The sequence below is a fragment of the Intrasporangium calvum DSM 43043 genome (assembly GCF_000184685.1).
Lineage (GTDB): Bacteria > Actinomycetota > Actinomycetes > Actinomycetales > Dermatophilaceae > Intrasporangium > Intrasporangium calvum.
In genome coordinates, this window is the sequence record NC_014830.1 from 3,880,718 (window position 1) to 3,899,490 (window position 18,773).

Below are 18,773 nucleotides of genomic sequence, written 5' to 3' on the forward strand. Positions count from 1 at the left end.
CTGACGGCCATTGCCGGCTCGCGGCGATGTGACGCACCGAAGAGGTCACGGATGGACTGTCACGGCGTTGCTACTTGGCCCCGGCCCCGCCACTAGTCTCGCGGTATGCCCGAGTTCAACTGGCGACCGGCCAACGACGCGACGAGCGAGGACGTCGAAGCCGTGTTCGACGGCGGCGGCGCCCGCAGGTGCCGCTGCCAGGCGCTCAAGGTCCCGGGCTGGATCTGGCGCGACACGACTCAGGAGGAGCGCGACGCCGCGCTCCTGGAGCAGGCCGGCTGCGGCACGAGCGGCCCCACGTCCGGCCTCGTTGGGTACGTCGACGGCGAGCCGGCCGGCTGGGTCGCGGTCGAGCCGCGGGAGAACTACCCGAGGATCTGGGCCCGGCAGAAGCCGTGGATGCGGATGGACCCCGACCTCGAGGGCGTCTGGTCGGTCACCTGCTTCGTCGTGCGTAAGGGCTTCCGTCGACAGGGGCTGATGTACGAGCTCGCCGCCGCCACCGTCGAGTACGGCAGACAGGTCGGCGCTCGGGTCCTCGAGGGGTACCCCACCGAGCCGCCGCCGGGGAAGATCGTGATCTGGGACGAGGCGTCGGTCGGGCTGCTCCAGGTCTTCCTGGCCGCCGGCTACGAGGTCGAGGCGTCTCCCACCCTGCGCCGGAGGGTGGTGCGACACCGACTCGGCGCCGACTGGCGGCGGATCGGGACGGGCGAGCACACCGGATGAGGTCACTGTCCGCCCGTGGCAAGCCGAAACAGGGCTCGCGAGGCGGCCGTACGGACCCGGGCCACCGGGTCTTCCTGAAGGCGGTCAACTGCCGTCAACGCCTCGTCGAGCCTGTGGCGGGCCACCACCTTCAGTGCCATCTCGCGAACCCGCCAGGCGTCATCGTGCCAGGGCTGCCTCCACGGACGGCAGCGCCTCGTCCCCCCAGACCCAGAGCAGCCCGCGCAGCGCCCAGACCCTCAGCCAGTAGGGCGGGCCCTGGAGGGTCTCCGGTGACGACCCAACGGGCTGGCGGGCCGCCGAGGGCGAGAACCAGTTCTGCGTCGACTTCACGGCGTTTGAGCAGTTCGATGCAGCCCGCGACGACCGCGCCCCTGCCACGATTCGCACACTCCTGCTCGATGCTCTCCCGAGGAGTCTTACCCCAGGATGCCGACGCGTTCATCGACAACAGCGTAGGTTCACTGGACCGTTCTGCCGCAAGAGAACCGAACGCTCATCGAAATGTCCATCAATCCGCTATCGAGGCGGAGTGACGCAGCGCGGTTTGAGACGCACGACTCGCGGCGGTTGCGCGTGTTTGGACGGCGCTACCCGAGGATCACGACTGACAATCGCCATCATGGACGGAGCCGATCCCGACACGGGGACACAACAGGCCACAGACCCACGCGCGGACGCCCTGCGAACCCGCCTCAATGACGCTCTGCTGGAAGTGGAGAACGGGGAATACTTCCGCTCACGCGTCCACGGCTGGATCGCGTACCGCGATGACGCTGACGTCCAACTGCCCGAATCAGTCTCATCACGTCTCACGAGCCCGTTCAATTTCGCGCGCCCCGAGAACGCGGCAGACGTATCCACGCTGGATGCGTTCGTACTGGCCTACCACGCCGCCGAGTCACTGTGCCGCCAGATCCTGGCCCTGATCGACGGCAGCGGCCCGACCGGGTTGCCCCTCATCGCCCTGTCCGAACTGAAGGCCGGGCCCGCGTTCAACGATCGCCTATCTCGTCTCGCTGACCTACCCGATGCGGACCTGTCCCAACTGCTCGACTACCTGTTTCTGCCGACCGAGATTCAGGAGGCGTGGCCGGATGAACCCCCCACGATGTCAAGTGTCCAGCAGTATCTACGGCTCTGGGTCCGCGCCCTGGCTCGCTACATCGCCGAGTGGCGCAACCCGTACAACGCCGCGAAACACGGGCTAGCGGTGGGAGCCCGCCCAACACAGTTCAGCTTCGTCACCGAGGACGGGACCCCACAGCAGGCCCTGAGGCTCATGGATGGTCCAACCCTGCGGACGGTGGAGCATGAGCAGGTCCGCGATAGCCAGGGCGTGCCAGTCAAGGGACCCGATGGCAAGAGGGTGGTTCGCTGGTCCTGGGTGTACCGGGCTGTTGATCCGGAGGAGTTGATCGCCCAGGCCATCGTCACGGCCGACCTGTTGGACTGGCTTCGAAACATCGCGGTCACGCGCCTCCTGGGCCGCCCGGTCCCTGTCACCTATCGCTCGGAGCCTAAGCCGCTTGACATCCAACGCCGCACCACGCCAGGCATCCGCTTCCGTCTCGACCTCGCGGCCCTCCCACTACCGCCGGAGGAGGCGGATGCCCTGCTCTCCGGCATGGACGCCGAGTAACTGCTGTCACGCCATCCGAAGCCCTCGGTTCAACGGGCTCCCATCGGCAAATCCGGTATCCCCGTGCGCCCGGCATGCGGCGTTGTGACGCAACTCCTCGGGTCTCGGTCGTCGAGGGAGCGTGGCACGCGCGAGGGGATCGCCCGTGGGGAGAGCGGCGATGATCAGGCAGTGCCGGGCTTGTCTGTGCTGAACAGCTCGCAGGTCATGTTGTAGTACCGATCGCTCCGACCCTCGTGGCGCATGCCGAGGCGCCGGCACAGCGCCTGCGACGGGGTGTTATCCGGGTGGGTAACTGCCAGCACCTTTTTCAGCCCGGCTGCGAAGGCGTAGCCCAGGCCGAGGCTCGCGGCCTCGTGGGCGAAGCCCTGCCCCCAGGCGTCGGGGTGGAAGTACCAGCCGATCTCGGTCTCACCGGTGGGTTGCAGCGGTGGGGTGCCCGAGCCGGAGATGGCGACCAGCAAAAGGGTGCCCAGCAGGCGCCCGTCATGGTGCTCGACGGCCCAGACCCGGTGCAGATCGTCTTGGCGGGCCTGCCAGCGGCCGATGAGGTCGACAGCCTCCTCGCGCTCGTGGAGCACGCGGGGGTTCACGCCGATGTAGCGCTGCACCTCCCAGCGGGAGCACATGACGAAGACGAAGCTCGCGTCCTCGCGGGACCACTGCCGTAGCCGCACCCGTCGGGACTCCAATGTCTTCACGTGCTGATCTTGGCAGCAGGGGTGAAGGGGGGGAGCCATCGGCCACTGGCGTCGGCCTTGTGTGAAAGCCAAGCAGGTCGACAGGTGGGGAAATATGGCTCTACTGACTGATCCGTGGGTCAGTTCCGGCCGGGCAGGACGGGGCGGTGACCGCCGAGGCTGAGCATGGCCAGGGCGATCAGGGACTCTGGCGAGCGGAACCCGAATGCGATGCGCGTGATCAGGCGGACTTTCGTGTTGACCGACTCGATACGACCGTTCGAGAGGCCGTGCTCGATCGCGGCGAGGATGGAGTCGCGGTGTTTGACGATGCGTCGCTGCAGGGTCACGAACGCCTCGATGCGGCACCGTCGGGCCCACGCGACCCACCGGTCGAGCGCTTCGGCAGCCTGCTGGTGGGGCAGCTGGAAGACGAGCCGCAGGCCCTCCTTCAGCAGGTATCCGCGGTAGAGCCGCGGGTCGGTCCTGGCCACCCACGCGAGCTTGGCCTGCTGCTTCTCGGTCAGATTGCCCGGGTTCTTCCACAACGCGTACCGGGCCCCCTTGAGGTCCTTCGCGTGGCCGCTGGCCCGGCCCGCCCGGCGCCGGGTGACCGCGCCACGCGCCTGGTTCCACGCGTCCCGGCGCACCTCGTCGAGCGCGTCGGTGGCCCAGGAGACGACATGGAACGGGTCAGCGCAGCGGACCGCCTGCGGGCACCGCTGGGTGACGACCTTGGCGATCCAGTCCGCGCCGTCCGCGGACACGTGCGTGACTGCGGCGCAACGCTGCTCACCGAGGGCGTCGAAGAACGCGTGCAGGGTGGCCTTGTCCCGCCCGGGCGCGGCCCACACCAGTCGGCCGCTGTCGTGGTCGACCACGATGGTCAGGTACCGGTGACCGCGCTTGTAGCTGATCTCGTCGATCCCGATCCGTTTCAGACCGGCGAACCGGTCGAACTGCCTCTCGGTGTCGGCCCACACCCTCGTGATGATCGACCCGACCGTGCGCCAGGCGATCCGCATCAGCTGCGTCACGGTCGTCTTCGAGGCCTGCGTGGCCAGCCACGCGACCTGCTCGTCGAACGCGTACGTGTGCCCCGCCCCGTGCCGCGCCCACGGCACCGCCGCGACAACCACCCCGTGCTGACGGCACGAGACGCGAGGCGCGTCCGCCTCCAGCACCACCTGGACGGTGCCCAGATCCAACGCCCGCCACCGCCGCCTGCCCTCACCGCCGTCGTAGCCCGGACACGACCGTCCACACACCCCGCACCGGCTCCGAGCCCGACTCCGAGGACGCACCTGCGCGACCAGCAGCTGCTCGTCCTCGTCGAACTCGACCTGTTCGATGACCGTCTTGTCGACGCCCAACAGGGCACGCCATAGGCTGGCATCACGCACGCCGTTCTCCGCTCCAATGGTTCTGGACCTTTAGACAGCCCAAAACCTATGCGGGAACGGCGTGCCCCCGTTCAGCCAGCCCGAGAACCACCCACGGAAGGGTCAGAGGAGCCGGAAATATGCGCCTTGGATCAGGGCAGAAGATCCCAGTAATGTCGCCGAGCCGGCATCGCGTGGATGATCATCTCCTCGCCGCTCCGGAAGATCAGCACCACGGTCTCCAGCAGGCGTGCATGCGTGTCGAAGCCCAGCCGGAGCTCGCGACGTGGCCACTCCTCTTCCTCCAGGGGCTCGATCCACAGCGACAGGTCGGCAGCTTGGACCGCATCCTCAGCCAGCACTCCGTGCTTGAGCGCACTCGGATTGACCTTCACGCGGCGTAGCCGGCCAGGGCCCGTCGGATCGCCTCGGAGCGCGAGAGGTGTTCCCGCGCGGCGTAAGCGTCGAGGGCCGCGATCTCCTCGGCGGTGAGCCGCACGGCGATGACCTGCGTGGGCTCGGCTCCACGCCCGGGTCGTCCTCGCCCCCGGCGCTTGAGCTGGTCGACGTCATACCCCGCCTCGGCCTCGTCTGCCCACTTGCGAATCTGCTCTTCCGTCACGTGGTCATCACTCACCATGACAAAATCGTATAACGAAAACCGCCGGACGGGAAAGGCTGGATCGACTCCGGACATGGCCGGACGAGTCAGCGCTCTAGGTCATGCGTCTTTGTGGGCGGAGTGGGGCGCCCACAGTGGGCGGTATAGACGCTGGACCCGTTCCCTCCTGCCCGTGAGCATCGGGGTCGCTGTGGATGGCGACCCAACTGCGGAACGATCAGCCGCGTGAAGAAGTACATCCTCTTCGACCACGACAGTGTTGTCGTCGATACCGAGCTCTGGTACTTCAAGGCTGGGGAGCGCGCCCACGCGACGTTGGCGTGACCATCGATATGGACAAGTACCTCCGGGACCTGAGCCGAGGCCACGGTACGTGGGCCCGGGCCCGGGCAGCAGGCGTCGACGAGCACACCATCAACGGCAGCGCGAGGTTTGTGACGCCTACTACCAGGAGTACCAGCCGACCTAGGCCATCGAGATCGGCGGCGTCCTCGACGCTCTCGCAGAGCTGTCGCACCACGTCCGCATGGCCATGGTGACGACGGCGAAACGGGTGGACCGAGCTCATCCACCGAGATCGTGGTGCCGCCATACATGGACTTCGTACTCGTCCGCGAGGACTACACGCTCGCCAACCCCGACCCGGAACCGTATCTGATCGGGTTGAAGCGGTTCGGAGCCGCCAGGGAAGAGGGCTGGTGGTCGAGGACTCAGCCAAGGGCTGAGCTCGGCCGTCGCTGCGGGGCTTGACTGCGCGATCCTCCACAACGAGTTCATGAAGTCACAGGACTTCTCCCTGGCGCGCCGCCGGATCGGGGTCCTGGGTGACCTGACGGACACCGTCCTCAACGCGACCTGACGGAACCGCACCCCGCCGACCACGCAGCGCACCACTTAGCCGACCACCCCGCCCGACCACCCCGCCCGACCGCCCGGCGCGCGCTGGCACCCGGGGACTCAGCGGCATACCTCATTCCGATGGGCGAGGGCGACAGTCAAGAGCATCGTTCGGACCGCCGGAGGCGGGCTCCTCCTCAGCCTCGGCGTTGCCCTGGCAGCCCGTCCAACGCAGGAGGCAGCTCGGCGGGGTCTGCGGTCGGCCAGGCGTCCGGGCCTGGACCGAGGCGCTCGAGGGCCTCGACCTGCTCGCGGCACCAGGCGGAGACGTCGCGTCGTCCCGCGAGCACCTGCACGACGAACTCCCTCCAGTCCACCCAGTCGGTGCCGGCGACTTCGGCCGGGTCGGGCGAGAGCACGCCGTCGACTCGGCCTACCAGGACCGGGCAGAGCTCCCACTCGACGACCCCGTCCATCTCTGCCCGGTAGGAGAACCGCGGGAGCACGAGGCGCAGGTCGTCCACCCGGAGGCCGAGCTCCGTCGCGGCCCGCCGGTGCACGGCCTCGGCGAGCCCCTCGCCCGGTGCCGGGTGTCCGCAGGCTGAGTTCGTCCAGACGCTCGGGAACGTCGCCTTGTCGTGCGCCCGTTGGGTGAGCAGCAGCTGGCCTTGGTCGTTGAACAGGTAGGCCGAGAAGGCGAGGTGGAGGGGGGTGTCGGCTCCGTGGACGCTCGCCTTGGGGGCCGTGCCGATGGCCCGGCCGTCCAGCGAGAGGAGCACCACGAGCTCCTCGGCCGCCTCGGCCGCTGATCTGGTCTCGATCACGGGACCGGTCACCTGACCGGTCTCGCGAGCTCGTTGACGGCCGCACGGAAGGCAGCCGGAAGCGCCGCCGCCGCGGGTACGAGGAGCCGTCGCCCGAGCGCCGGACGGGTCACCTGCACGAGACTGCGGGTCATCAGCGCGTAACGGCGGGTGGCCGCCCGCCACGAACGCTCATAGGAGTGCGGGTCCTCCGCGGCGATGGCCGCCACGGCGGCGCGCGCGTGGGCCAGGCCGAGCGAGATGCCCTCGCCGGTCAGCGCGTCGACATAGCCGCTGGCATCCCCAGCGAGGAGGACTCGACCGGCGACCCGCCGGGTGGTCCGCTGGTGCAGTGGGCCGGCGCCCCGCAGGGACGTGACGACGGGAGCGCCCCCGAGGCGGCCGAGCAGCTCCGGGAACTCGCCGAGCGGCTCCCGGTCGGCCGGGCGCCGGTGGCTCAGGATCGCGACGCCGACGAGGTCGTCGGCCACCGGCGTCACGTACGCCTCGGCGTGCGGACCCCAGTGCACCTCGACGTGGTCGCTCCACGCCGGGACTCCGTAGTGCTGGCGCAGGCCATATCTCTTCTCCGACTTCGCCACCGCACGGTCGAGGCCGAGGAAGCGACGCGTCGGCGAGTGCAGACCGTCGGCGGCGACCACCCACGGCGCGCGCACGGTCGGGCCGGGCGATCCACCCCCCTCGGTGTGGACGGTCACGCCCGCGTCGTCCTGGGTCAGTGCTGCGGCGGCGAACGGCAGGATGGGGATCCCGGCCCCCGCGACAGCATCCAGGAGGGCGGCGTGGAGGACGGTCCGACGGACCCCGCGCCCCGGCCCAGCGGCGAAGTCGGCCTCCGCCGCTCGGCCCTCCGCCAGGTAACGGATCCCCCGCAGCTCGTAGCCGGGCGGGTCGATCCCGAGGTCGACGAGCGCCTGCAGCCCACCGGGCATCAACCCCTCGCCGCACGCCTTGTCGATGACCCCGGTCCGGGGCTCGAGCACCACCGGGGACAGACCTTGGCGGACGGCGTAGAGCGCCGTGGCGAGGCCCACCGGACCGCCACCGACGACGATGAGGTCGCTGCTCTCAGTCGGTGCAGCAGGGTGGCTCATGACATCACCGCGAGCTCTCGGAGGGCATCGTTCTCGACGCGGATCCGTTGGGTGAGCAGCAGTGCATTGGCCAGCGTGAAGACGGTGGCCGTGACCCACGCGGTGTGGACGAGGGGCAGCGCGAGCCCTTCGGCGACGACCGCCACGTAGTTCGGGTGCGGGAGGAAGCGATAGGGGCCGCGGCGGACGAGCGGCAGCCCGGGAACCACGATGACGCGGGTGTTCCACTGGTTGCCGAGCGTCAGGATGCACCACCAGCGCAGTGCCTGGGACCCGAGGGCGATCACGAGCATCGTCCACCCGAGGGCCGGGAGGAACGGACGGTCCGTGAGCCAGGCCTCGGCGACCGCGCCGACCAGCAGTGCGCTGTGGAGCACCACCATGACCGGGTAGTGACCTTGCCCGCGCTCGACCGCCCCACGGGAGAACGCCCAGGAGGCATGGCGATTCGACACGATCAGCTCGGCGACGCGCTCCAGGCCGACGAGCAGGACCAGGCCGCTGAAGAGCCACAGGGAGAGGCTGGCCACCGCACCTCCTTCAGTCGGCCGTGCGGAGGAGGACGAGCTCGAGGCAGAAGCCGGGCCCCATCGCGAGGAGCACCCCCCAGGTGCCCGGATCGGGCGTGCTCTCGCTGAGCGTGTCGGCGAGGACGTGGAGGACCGACGCCGAGCTGAGGTTGCCGATCCGGTCGAGCGAGCGCCACGTGACCCCGAGGGCCTCGCGGTCGACCTCGAGCGCCTCCTCCATCGCCTCGAGCACCTTGGGGCCGCCGGGGTGCGCGACCCACCAGCCGATGTCATCCCGGGCCAGCCCGTGATCACCGAGGAAGCGGTCGACGTCGCCGCGGACGTTGGCGCGGACGAGGTCGGGCACCTCGGCGCCGAGGACGATGCGCAGCCCGGTCGCGCCGACGTCCCAGCCCATGGCCCGCTCGGTGTCCGGGTAGAGGCGGCTGCGGGTCGCGACGACGCGCGGCTGTTCAGCGGCGCCGGCGTGCGCAGCGGCTCGCCTCTCACCGACCATGACGACGGCCGCCGCGCCGTCCCCGAACAGGCCGCTGGCCACGAGGTTGGCGACCGACGAGTCGTCCCGCTGCACGGTGAGGCTGCACAGCTCGACGGACAGGAGGACCGCGACGTCGTCCGGGTGACCGAGGAGGTAGTCGTGGATCCGGGCGATCCCGGCTGCTCCGGCGACACAGCCGAGGCCGACGAGCGGGACCCGTTTGACGTCGTCCCGGAGGCCGATCTGGCCCGCGATGCGTGCCTCGAGCGAGGGGACCGCGAGGCCGGTGATCGTCGTGGACACGATGAGGTCGACGTCGCCGGGGTGGAGGCCCGCCGCGGCGAGGGCCTTGGTCACGGCGGTGCCCCCCAGGTCGGTGCCGACCCGGATGAACTCGTCGTTGGCCGCACCGAAGTCCGGGAGCTGCCAGTAGCGTTCCAGGGGGAGGGCCAGGTGCCGCCGGCTCACGCCGGCGTTCGCGTGGAGCCGCTCGAGCAGCGCCCGGTCCGAGCCGGTGGCGCCGAGCACGTCGGCGAAGGCCGCGGTGATCTCCGACTGCGCATACGTGTGCTCCGGCAGGACGCCCTGGACGGCCGCGAGGTGGCTCACCCGGTCAGCCTAAGCGGAGATCCCGCGATCTCCGCACCCCCGCTCCCCTACGCTCGGACCGTGTCGATCAGTGGCGTGGCCCGCGGCCTGGCGCTCGCCTCGCACCCGGGGCCGACGCTGGCCGTCACGACCTTCACTGCGCTCCTGGCGGCCTCCGCGGGTCACCCGCTCGGACGGGGCGCCCTCGTCACGTCCGCCGTGCTGACCGGACAGCTCTCGATCGGCTGGTCGAACGACCTCGTCGACGCCGCCCGCGACCGGGCCGTCGAACGCTCCGACAAACCGATCGCTCGAGGGGACCTTCCGGCCCGGACGGTCCGCGTGGCGACCGGGGCGACGCTGGCCGCGTGCATCGTCCTCTCGCTCGCGTGCGGGGTCGCGTCCGCGGCGGTGCACCTGCTGCTCGGCGTGGCGTCCGGGTGGGCGTACAACCTGTACTTCAAACGGACGGCGCTGTCTCCCGTGCCCTATGCCGTCGCGTTCGCGGCCCTTCCCGCCGTCGTCACCCTGGCCCTGCCGGCACCGGTGTGGCCGCCGGCATGGGTGATGCTCACCGGCGCCCTCCTGGGGACCGGCGCCCACCTGCTCAACGCCCTTCCCGACCTCGCGGACGACGAGGCCACGGGGGTCCGCGGCCTCCCCCACCGGCTCGGTGCCGGCGTCGTGCGGGTGCTCGCCCCCGCGGTCCTGCTCGCCGGATCGGTGGTCGCCGCCCTCGGTCGGGGCTTCGACCCGCCGGGCGTCGCACTGCTCGGTGTCTGCGTGGCGCTCGCCGCGGTGGCGGTGCAGGGCCGGGGCAGGGTGCCGTTCGTCGCGGCCGTGGGCATCGCGCTCGCCAACGTCGTCAGCCTCGTCGTGAGCCAGTCCTCCTGAGGCACCAGCCCTCCCGTCGAGTGCGCAATGGATGCCGTATGCCGCTGGGCTCGGTCGCCATCGAAGGTGCAGGTGGTGCCGGGCAGGTTCTGCACACTCGACTGAGTGGCGGGAGGGCGCGGACGTCGGTTCCGCGCGGTGTCAGCCCAGCGGCATACGATCGACCGGTGAGCGCCAAGCCAGCGGTGATCGAGGTCCCCGCCCCAGATGGCACCGTCCGTGACGTGCGGATCTCGAGCCCGGACCGGGTGCTCTGGCCGGCGTCGGGGATGGCCGACGCGCAACCCGTGACGAAGCTCGACCTCGCCGAATACCTTCTTGCCGTGGGCGATCCGCTGCTGCGCGCGCTCGGCGACCGACCCGTCACGCTCCAGCGGTTCCCGGAGGGCATCGAGGGGGAGGAGTTCTTCAGCAAGAACCCACCCAAGGGGGTGCCCGACTTCACCCGCACCGTGATGTGCACCTACCCGAGCGGGCGCAAGCACCTCCAGCTCGTCATCGACGAGGTGGCGAGCGCGATGTGGGCCGTGCAGATGAACGCGATCACCTTCCACCCGTGGCCCGTCCGGACCGGCAACGTCGACAACCCCGACGAGCTGCGGATCGACCTCGACCCCCAGCCGGGACGCGGTTTCCGTGATGCCGTCGAGGCGGCGGTCGCGCTGCGCGAGGTCATGGCGGAGATCGGGCTGACCGCGTGGGCCAAGACCTCCGGCAACCGCGGCGTCCACGTCTACGCGCGCATCGCGCCGACGCACGAGTTCCTCGACGTCCGGCACGGTGTCATCGGCATCGCCCGCGAGCTCGAGCGCCGCCTCCCCGACCTCGTGACGACCTCCTGGTGGAGGAGGAGCGGGGCGAGCGCGTCTTCGTCGACTTCAACCAGGCCTGCCGCGACCGGACCATCGCCTCGTCCTACTCGCCCCGACCGCTGCCGGGCGCGCCCGTGTCCACGCCGGTCACGTGGGAGGAGCTGCCCGACACCGACCCGAGGGCCCTGACGGTCCGGACCGTCCCCGCCCTCATCGACGCCCGCGGCGACGCCTGGGCCGGCATCGACGAGGCCGTCGGCGACGTCGCCAGGGCCATCGCCCTGTGGGACCGGGACGTCGAGCGTGGTCTCGGTGAGCTGAACTTCCCGCCCGACTACCCGAAGATGCCGGGTGAGCCGCCGCGCGTGCAGCCGAGCAAGCGGCGCCAGGACAAGGCCGACGCCGAGTACATGGCACCCAAGGCCGAGCGGGATGCCGACCTGCGGGCGCTCTGGGGACCCGTCCCCCCGCCCGTTGCGCCGATGCTCGCCAAGGCGGTCAAGGACTTCGGGGCGGTCAAGGGGACCGTCGTCTACGAGCCGAAGTGGGACGGCTTCCGGTCGATCATCTTCCGCTCCGGCGACGAGGTCGAGATCGGCAGCCGCAACGAGAAGCCGATGACGCGCTACTTCCCCGAGATCGTCGAGGCGGTCAAGGCCAGCTTCCCCGAGCGCGCCGTCATCGACGGCGAGATCATCCTCATCGACCCGACTGAGGGCAACCGGCTCGACTTCGAGCTGCTCCAGCAGCGGATCCACCCCGCGGCGTCGCGGGTGCGCAAGCTGGCTGCGGAGACGCCGGCCAGCTTCGTCGCCTTCGACCTGCTCGCGCTCGGCGACGAGGACTACCGGGGCCGGCCGTTCAGCGAGCGCCGGGCGGCTCTCGAGGGGGCGCTCGCCGGGGCCGAGGCCCCGGTCCACCTCACGGCCATGACCGCGGACCAGTCCGTCGCGCGGGACTGGTTCGACCAGTTCGAGGGAGCCGGCCTGGACGGCGTCATCGCCAAGCCGGTCGACGTCCGCTACGAGCCGGAGAAGCGGCTGATGTTCAAGGTCAAGCACGAGCGCACCGCGGACTGCGTCGTCGCCGGCTACCGCACCCACAAGACGGACCCGACGGCGATCGGCTCTCTCCTGCTCGGTCTCTACGACGGCGAGGGCAACCTCGCCAGCGTCGGTGTCATCGGCGCCCTGCCGATGGCGCGGCGGCGCGAGCTCTACGAGGAGCTCCAGCCACTCGTCGCCGAGTGGGACGAGCACCCGTGGAACTGGGCCAAACCCGAGGAGGGTGTCCGCACGCCGCGCTCGTCCGAGTACTCCCGGTGGAACAACCAGAAGGACCTGTCCTTCACGCCGCTCCGCCCGGAGCGGGTCGTCGAGGTCCGCTACGACCACATGGAGGGCACCCGCTTCCGCCACACGGCCCAGTTCGTCCGCTGGCGCCCCGACCGCACGCCCGAGTCGTGCACCTTCGCGCAGCTCGAGGAGCCGGTCGGCTACGACCTCGCCGACGTCCTCTCCGCCGGCCGCGACTGACCCACCGCTCGGGTGGCTTTCGAGCGCAACCCAGCTCAGCGGCATACAGGACGGTCGGCCCCCCTGACATCAGAAGTTTTCCCAGCGACGCACTGCGACGCGTGGACGATGGGTTGGGCGCCGGCTTTGGGTGTCTGACCGGCCGCGCGTGCACCTCCCGGAGGCGCTCTTCAGACGAGCTGTGTGCCGCCGGACCCCTCACCCGCCGGCCACGGCCCGCCAGACGATGTCGTATGCCGCTGGGCTCGCGGCGGCGACCAGGCCGGGGGCCGCGATGTCGCGGGCGACGTAGGGCTTGCCGTCCGTGCGGCCGACGGCGCCGCCCGCCTCGCGCACGAGGAGCGCGCCCGGCACGTGGTCCCAGGGGCGGGTGGAGCCGTAGAGGAGGTAGTCGGTCTCGCCTTCGACGAGCTTGGGGTAGTCGATGCCGCACGAGACCCACGTCAGCGTCAACGGGGCCAGCCCGCCGAATGCCTTGCCGATCCAGGCGCGCCGCGACGTCCGCCCAGCCAGGGCGTCCCCGTCGGGGACGGCCCGGCGCAGCCGCTCTCCGTTCCGGTAGGCGCCCGCCCCGCGCTCGGCGACGTAGGCGAGGCCGTGCTGCGGCTGCCAGATCCAGGCGCGCACCCCTTCCCCGTCCCGGACCTCGCTGACCATGACGGCGTGGTCCGGTGAGCCGTGGACGAAGTTCTTCGTCCCGTCGACGGGGTCGACCGTGAAGGCGTGGTCGGCGCCGGCATAGGCCTCGAGGAGCAGTCCCTCTGCGGCGTGGGCCTCTTCGCCGAGGACGACGGCGTCCGGGTAGGCGGCGTTGAGAGCCCGGGTGATGAGGACCTCGGCCTCGTGGTCCGCCACGGTGACGAGGTCGCCGGGGTTCTTCTCGTGGACGTCACCGCTGGCCAGCGCCCGGAAGCGCGGCGTGATGACCTCCTCGGCAACGTCCTGCAGCAGGGTCAGCACGGCGTCGGTGTCCACGGCCACAACGTAGCCGCGGCCGGCCGACGGGAGCGAGCCCAGCGGCATCCGGCACCACGCCATCGAGGACAACGGCGGCTCCATCGACCACTTCCAGGCCCGCGATCAGCCAACCCAGCCCACGTGTCACCAAGGTGCCTTCACACACCTGTCCGGGATGTCCCTTCACATCACACTGAGCCGGCTCAGCGGCATACGGCACCTTTTGTCGTGGGCGGGGTCTCAGGGCGTCTCGGCACGAGCGCTCGGGCCCGGCTCGAGCCCGCGGACGAGTGCCTGGAGGCCCAGCTCGAAGCTGTCGCGGTCGATCCGGGCGGCGTCGGCGCGCAGGCGGTGGGCCTGGGTGAGGTGGGGGTAGCGGTCGAGGTAGACCTGGACGTCGTCGGCGAACCCGGACGCGAAGGGCGTCGACGCGGCGCCGATGACCAGGTACTTGACCGCTCCTGAGATCTCGGTCGCCCGCCGCGCCGGCCACCCGGCGCGGACGAGCCCGCCGTGGACGGCGTTGGCCATCCCGAGGAACTCGTCCCGGCGCTGGGTGCCGGTCGCGATGAGGGGGACGGCGTTGGGGTGGGCGGCGAGGGCGGCGTGGTACGAACGGGCCCAGGTCAGCAGGCCATCGCGCCAGCCGGTGGCGAAGCCGCTCGTGTCGACCTGCGCGATGAGCCGGTTGGCGACGGCGTCGAGGACGTCATCCTTCGTCGCGACGTGGGTGTAGAGCGAGGCGGCCTGCACCCCCAGCGTCTGGGCGAGCCTCCGCATGGACAGGGCGGGGAGGCCGTCGCGGTCGATGAGGTCGAGCGCGGCGTCGCGGATGCGGTCCCGGCTGAGCAGCGGCGTCCTCGGCCTCGGCATGCGCCCTCCCTTGTCGAAACTAACAGTGTTAGGTTAACATCCGAACACTGTTAGGTTTGCTGGCTCGCCCGCGGCCACCACCCGAGACGGAGAGAAGCCCATGGCACCCACGACACCCCTCGCCCCACTTCGGCTGTTCGACACCGACCACCTCATCGGGGAGGAGGACCGCGCCATCCGCGACGCCGTCCGGCACTTCGTCGACACGAAGATCAAGCCCGACGTGGGCCAGTGGTACGAGACCGGCTCCCTGCCCGTCCGCGAGCTGGCCCAGGAGCTCGGCGAGCTCGGCGTCCTCGGCATGCACCTCGAGGGCTACGGCTGTGCGGGCACGAGCGCCACCGCCTACGGGCTGGCCTGCATGGAGCTCGAGGCCGGCGACTCCGGCATCCGGTCCCTCGTGTCGGTGCAGGGCTCGCTCGCCATGTTCGCGATCTGGAAGCACGGCTCCGAGGAGCAGAAGCAGGAGTGGCTCCCGCGGTTGGCCGCCGGCGAGGCGATCGGCTGCTTCGGCCTGACCGAGCCGGACTTCGGCTCCAACCCCGGTGGCATGCGCACCCGCGCCCGGCGCGACGGCGACGACTGGATCCTCACCGGCAACAAGATGTGGATCACCAACGGCTCCGTCGCCGACGTCGCAGTCGTCTGGGCCCAGACCGACGACCGGATCCGCGGCTTCGTCGTCCCGACCGACACGCCCGGCTTCTCCGCCCCTGAGATCAAGAAGAAGCTGTCCCTCCGCGCGTCGGTCACGAGCGAGCTCGTCCTCGACGAGGTGCGGCTCCCCGCGTCGGCGATCCTGCCTGAGGCCGCCGGCCTCTCCGGCCCCCTCTCCTGCCTCAACGAGGCGCGCTACGGCATCATCTTCGGCTCGCTGGGCGCCGCCCGGGACAGCCTCGAGACGGCGATCACCTACGCCCTTGAGCGGCAGATCTTCGACCGCCCCCTGGCCGCCTTCCAGCTGACCCAGGCCAAGCTCGCCGACATGGCGCTCGAGCTGGGCAAGGGGATGCTCCTCGCCCTGCACCTGGGCCGGCTCAAGGACGAGGGCCTGCTCCAGTCCAACCAGGTCAGCCTCGGCAAGCTGAACAACGTCCGCGAGTCCATCGCCATCGCCCGCGAGTGCCGCACCATCCTCGGGGCCGCCGGCATCACGCTCGAGTACCCGGTCATGCGCCACGCGAACAACCTCGAGTCGGTCCTCACCTACGAGGGCACCTCCGAGGTCCACCAGCTAGTCATCGGCCAGGCCCTGACCGGTGAGGCCGCCTTCCGCTGAGGCTGCGGGAACGCGGAGCGGCCCGCCGCCGTTGGACTGATCACAGGCTCACCACAGGGGTAAGGAGACCACGGTGACGTTCAGCGAGCAGATGAAGCAGAAGGCCGACGAGGTCGACCTGCAGGCCAAGGCCAAGGAGTTCGGCAACGCCCTGGTCGAGGTCGTCAAGGCGGCAGCGGGTCTCGCCGCAGGCTACGCGGCGGAGAACCGTGACAAGGTCGACGACGTCCTCGACAAGGCGGCCCGGACCGTCGACGCGCGCACCGGTGGCAAGCATGCGGACACCGTGACCAAGGTCCGCGAGCAGGTCGACAAGGGCATCACCAAGCTCGTCGAGCAGAAGGACGCTGCGCCGGCGCCGACCGTGCCCGAGGACAGGTACTCGGCCTTCGACGACGACGACGCTCCCGAGGGGTCGCCGTCCTGAGGCGCCGCCCGAACCCACAGAGGCCCGCCCCGGGGATAGGGTGACAAAAGCCGTTCTGGGTAGAAGATGGGTGGCGCAGGACGCCAATACCACACGGCGTCGAAGTGACCCACCCGCCCCAGCACCCGCGTATCATTCCCGTTGACGAAGGCCCCTGAGATGTCACAAGACGCGCACCTTCCGTCCGAAAGGCCATGGGTGCCCGTGCCATGAACCGTCTCCAAGAGGGATTCGTCCTCGGCGACCGATACCGCCTCGAACAACGCATCGCGTCCGGCGGCATGGCCGACGTCTGGGCCGGCAGTGACGACGTGCTCAAGCGCCCGGTCGCGATCAAGATCATGCGCCCCGACTCCAAGCACGAGAAGCTCTTCGCCCTCCGGTTCCGCGACGAGGCGGTCCACTCGGCCGGCCTGAACCACAACAACATCGCCACGGTCTTCGACTACGGGGAGGACGACGGCCTCGCCTTCCTCGTCATGGAGCTCGTCGCCGGGGAGCCCCTGTCGCTCATCCTCCGCGAGCGCGCTCCCCTCCCCGCCGCAGAGGCCCGCTCGATCATGGGTCAGGCGGCGCTCGCGCTCGCCGTGGCCCACGAGGCCCGGGTCATCCACCGCGACGTCAAGCCGGCCAACATCCTGATCCGGCCCGACGGCGTCGTGAAGCTCACCGACTTCGGGATCGCCAGGGCCCTCGACGCCTCCGGCCACACCCAGCACGGCGAGATGCTCGGCACTCCCAACTACATCAGCCCTGAGCAGGCCATGGGCCAGCCCGCCACCGGCTCGAGCGACCTGTACGCGCTCGGCGTCGTGGGCCACGAGATGCTCTCCGGGTCGCGCCCCTTCGACCGCGGCACCCCCATCGCCACCGCGCTCAGCCATGTCAACGAGCCTCCCCCGCCGCTGCCGGAGGACGTCCCGGACGACCTCGCGCAGGTGATCAACGACTGTCTCCAGAAGAACCCCGCCGACCGGCCCCCGAACGCCGCTGCGGTCGCCGTTCGTCTCGGTCTCGGTGACCAGGAGGTGGCCGGCCTGGCCCTCGGCTTGGCCCGGGCCCTGAACGGGGTGCCCGACGAGATGCTGGCCCCCGAGGAGGTCCCCACCCAGGGGATGCCCTCACCCGCGGACCACTGAGGAGTCAGAAGGGCGGGGCCACCGCCGCCTGGGTCGCCGACGCGAGCAGGGCAGCCCGGATCACCATCGCCTCCTCGGACTGCGTCGCGTCGAGGCCGGTCAGGTCGGCGCAGCGGCGGAGACGGTTGTCGACGCTGTTCGGGTGCAGGTGGAGCAGCTGCGCGGTGCGGCGCCGATCTCGACCCGTGTCGAGGTAGGTCCGCAGGGTCAGCAGCAGGTCCGGGCGATCGGTGAGGGGCGTCATCATCTCCTTGAGCCGGTCGCGGGCGGCGCTCGGCCGCATCAGCTGGTAGTCGATGAGCACGTCGTCGAGATCGTAGATGCCGGGCGGGCGGTGGGTCGCAAGGACGACGTCACAGACGTCCCTGGCGAGGCGGGCCGCCTCGGGGACCCCGGCAGGTGCGGCTGCCGCCCACCCGGTGTAGATGGGTAGGTCGACGACGGCCTGCACCTGACGGTGGGTGAGGGCCAACCAGACCCGGTCGTCCATGGAGAACCAGTCGGACCCTGCGGGATAGGGGACGAAGGCGAGCCAACCGGAGCGTGGGGACGCCCAGAGCACTGGCTCCTCGACGATTCGGGTCGCCTCGATCCGGATCCGGCGGATGGCCCGCCGCTGCGCCTCGTCGTCATCGAGGACCCCGTTCTCCCCGAGACTGAAGGCGACGACGATGTAGGCGGGGGGAAGTCGCACCCCGGCGCGCAACGCGGACTCGTCGCTCGCCGTGCCCGCGAGCAGGTCCGCGACCAGGGTCTGCCTCGTCGCCAGCTCCTCACCGAGGACCGACTGGCGCTCGGTCGTGTAGCCGGTCGCCACCGCGACAGCCACGAGCCGGACCAGGTCGAAGCCCAGGGCCTGGACGGCGATCACGGTCGACGCATCGCCCGGACCCGCCAGGCGGGCCAGGTGCTCGGTCACCACGGCGAAGCCGATGTGAAAGGCGGACATGACCTCTTCCATCGGGATGCCGGACGTCGCGCGGCGCTCGGCCGTCTGGCGGACCGGCGCGAGCATGGCCGCGTCGGGGAGCTCGCGGCGACGGAACGACTCGACGTAGTAGTCGACGAAGCGGTGGGACATGGTCAGCATCGGGCCGGTCGGCTCGTCGCTGGTGACGCGCGCGTAGCTCGGCAGCTCGGTGCCGAGCCGACGGACCATCTCCGCGACCAGTTCCGCACGGTCGCGCTCCACGACCTCGCTGAGCGGCTCGGCACCCAGGAGCAACGGGGCGCGCTGCCATGGCACCAACCCGTCCGCACTGTGATCCATCACAACCTCCCCGCCAAAAGACTAGGGCATGTCCCATTTCGCGCGATTGGATCAAGAGAGGACCATGGGATGTACCCCACCCCTGCATGTCCGCGCCGCTCTGGCAGCGTCGACGATCGCAGCGGGAGCCGAACGTGCTGCGCCACGACGGCGGAGGATGCACCGAGGCGGGTCCGTGGCC

General features: G+C 70.5%; 19 protein-coding genes and 1 pseudogene. 8 read left to right on the forward strand and 12 right to left on the reverse strand.

Features of this window, described 5'->3' with window-relative positions; genetic code table 11:
* Positions 1 to 105 precede the first annotated feature (105 nt).
* Entirely contained in the window at positions 106 to 729 is a 624-nt protein-coding gene (locus INTCA_RS17700; RefSeq protein WP_013494296.1) for a GNAT family N-acetyltransferase, read from the forward strand.
* Positions 730 to 888: 159 nt separating this feature from the next.
* Here INTCA_RS17700 and INTCA_RS19940 read toward each other — a convergent pair whose 3' ends face one another.
* On the reverse strand, positions 889 to 1,062 hold the full coding sequence (locus tag INTCA_RS19940; protein ID WP_169312936.1) for a hypothetical protein: 174 nt from the start codon (positions 1,060 to 1,062) through the stop codon (positions 889 to 891).
* 289 nt (positions 1,063 to 1,351) lie between these two features.
* On the opposite strand from INTCA_RS19940, the gene INTCA_RS17705 reads away from it, so the two are divergent.
* The gene (locus INTCA_RS17705) at positions 1,352 to 2,371 is read left to right on the forward strand and encodes a hypothetical protein (RefSeq protein WP_013494298.1); all 1,020 of its coding nucleotides are present in this window, start codon (positions 1,352 to 1,354) and stop codon (positions 2,369 to 2,371) included.
* Positions 2,372 to 2,535: 164 nt separating this feature from the next.
* Here INTCA_RS17705 and INTCA_RS17710 read toward each other — a convergent pair whose 3' ends face one another.
* The 8 genes from INTCA_RS17710 to INTCA_RS17750 form a co-directional block, all read right to left on the reverse strand.
* A complete protein-coding gene (locus tag INTCA_RS17710) occupies positions 2,536 to 3,072 on the reverse strand; it encodes a GNAT family N-acetyltransferase (protein WP_013494299.1) in 537 nt (178 codons plus the stop codon).
* 119 nt (positions 3,073 to 3,191) lie between these two features.
* Positions 3,192 to 4,454: an ISL3 family transposase gene (locus INTCA_RS17715; protein WP_013491425.1), complete on the reverse strand. Its 1,263-nt coding sequence runs from the start codon at positions 4,452 to 4,454 to the stop codon at positions 3,192 to 3,194.
* 131 nt (positions 4,455 to 4,585) lie between these two features.
* Positions 4,586 to 4,828, reverse strand: coding sequence for a hypothetical protein (locus INTCA_RS17720; RefSeq protein ID WP_013494300.1), 243 nt, complete (start codon positions 4,826 to 4,828; stop codon positions 4,586 to 4,588).
* The gene (locus INTCA_RS17725) at positions 4,825 to 5,073 is read right to left on the reverse strand and encodes a ribbon-helix-helix protein, CopG family (protein WP_041307937.1); all 249 of its coding nucleotides are present in this window, start codon (positions 5,071 to 5,073) and stop codon (positions 4,825 to 4,827) included. The genes INTCA_RS17720 and INTCA_RS17725 overlap by 4 nt, the downstream gene beginning before the upstream one ends.
* 1,016 nt (positions 5,074 to 6,089) lie before the next feature.
* Positions 6,090 to 6,728, reverse strand: a complete 639-nt coding sequence (gene idi, locus INTCA_RS17735) for an isopentenyl-diphosphate Delta-isomerase (protein WP_013494302.1) — start codon at positions 6,726 to 6,728, stop codon at positions 6,090 to 6,092.
* Positions 6,725 to 7,810 carry an NAD(P)/FAD-dependent oxidoreductase gene (locus INTCA_RS17740; protein ID WP_013494303.1) on the reverse strand — a complete coding sequence of 362 codons (1,086 nt, stop codon included), beginning with the start codon at positions 7,808 to 7,810 and terminating at the stop codon, positions 6,725 to 6,727. Before INTCA_RS17740 ends, idi begins: the two co-directional genes overlap by 4 nt.
* Positions 7,807 to 8,340 (reverse strand): isoprenylcysteine carboxyl methyltransferase family protein, encoded by a 534-nt coding sequence (locus INTCA_RS17745; RefSeq protein ID WP_013494304.1) that lies wholly within the window; start codon positions 8,338 to 8,340, stop codon positions 7,807 to 7,809. Before INTCA_RS17745 ends, INTCA_RS17740 begins: the two co-directional genes overlap by 4 nt.
* A gap of 10 nt (positions 8,341 to 8,350) precedes the next feature.
* Complete coding sequence (locus INTCA_RS17750) at positions 8,351 to 9,427, reverse strand: type III polyketide synthase (RefSeq protein WP_013494305.1); 1,077 nt, start codon at positions 9,425 to 9,427, stop codon at positions 8,351 to 8,353.
* A 60-nt stretch (positions 9,428 to 9,487) separates the two neighbouring features.
* Between INTCA_RS17750 and INTCA_RS17755 the strand changes: the two genes are divergently transcribed.
* The 3 genes and pseudogenes from INTCA_RS17755 to INTCA_RS17765 all read left to right on the forward strand — a co-directional run bounded on the left by INTCA_RS17755 (position 9,488) and on the right by INTCA_RS17765 (position 12,647).
* Positions 9,488 to 10,300 carry a UbiA family prenyltransferase gene (locus INTCA_RS17755; RefSeq protein ID WP_013494306.1) on the forward strand — a complete coding sequence of 271 codons (813 nt, stop codon included), beginning with the start codon at positions 9,488 to 9,490 and terminating at the stop codon, positions 10,298 to 10,300.
* A gap of 167 nt (positions 10,301 to 10,467) precedes the next feature.
* A pseudogene (gene ligD, locus INTCA_RS17760) lies at positions 10,468 to 11,504 on the forward strand (non-homologous end-joining DNA ligase); the annotation flags it as partial.
* A gap of 90 nt (positions 11,505 to 11,594) precedes the next feature.
* The gene (locus tag INTCA_RS17765) at positions 11,595 to 12,647 is read left to right on the forward strand and encodes an ATP-dependent DNA ligase (RefSeq protein WP_041309032.1); all 1,053 of its coding nucleotides are present in this window, start codon (positions 11,595 to 11,597) and stop codon (positions 12,645 to 12,647) included.
* Between the two features lie 198 nt (positions 12,648 to 12,845).
* Here the strand turns inward: INTCA_RS17765 and INTCA_RS17770 are convergent, their stop codons facing one another.
* The gene (locus tag INTCA_RS17770; RefSeq protein ID WP_041309034.1) at positions 12,846 to 13,622 is read right to left on the reverse strand and encodes an inositol monophosphatase family protein; all 777 of its coding nucleotides are present in this window, start codon (positions 13,620 to 13,622) and stop codon (positions 12,846 to 12,848) included.
* A gap of 222 nt (positions 13,623 to 13,844) precedes the next feature.
* The gene (locus tag INTCA_RS17775; RefSeq protein ID WP_013494310.1) at positions 13,845 to 14,477 is read right to left on the reverse strand and encodes a TetR/AcrR family transcriptional regulator; all 633 of its coding nucleotides are present in this window, start codon (positions 14,475 to 14,477) and stop codon (positions 13,845 to 13,847) included.
* Between the two features lie 100 nt (positions 14,478 to 14,577).
* Here INTCA_RS17775 and INTCA_RS17780 point away from each other — a divergent pair, with 100 nt between their 5' ends.
* From INTCA_RS17780 to INTCA_RS17790, 3 genes are all read left to right on the forward strand, one after another.
* Complete coding sequence (locus INTCA_RS17780; protein ID WP_013494311.1) at positions 14,578 to 15,756, forward strand: acyl-CoA dehydrogenase family protein; 1,179 nt, start codon at positions 14,578 to 14,580, stop codon at positions 15,754 to 15,756.
* Between the two features lie 73 nt (positions 15,757 to 15,829).
* Positions 15,830 to 16,183 (forward strand): antitoxin, encoded by a 354-nt coding sequence (locus INTCA_RS17785; RefSeq protein ID WP_013494312.1) that lies wholly within the window; start codon positions 15,830 to 15,832, stop codon positions 16,181 to 16,183.
* Positions 16,184 to 16,392: 209 nt separating this feature from the next.
* Positions 16,393 to 17,322, forward strand: coding sequence for a serine/threonine-protein kinase (locus INTCA_RS17790; RefSeq protein WP_148236671.1), 930 nt, complete (start codon positions 16,393 to 16,395; stop codon positions 17,320 to 17,322).
* Between the two features lie 4 nt (positions 17,323 to 17,326).
* Here the strand turns inward: INTCA_RS17790 and INTCA_RS17795 are convergent, their stop codons facing one another.
* Positions 17,327 to 18,592: a PucR family transcriptional regulator gene (locus INTCA_RS17795; RefSeq protein ID WP_013494314.1), complete on the reverse strand. Its 1,266-nt coding sequence runs from the start codon at positions 18,590 to 18,592 to the stop codon at positions 17,327 to 17,329.
* Between the last annotated feature and the right edge of the window lie 181 nt (positions 18,593 to 18,773).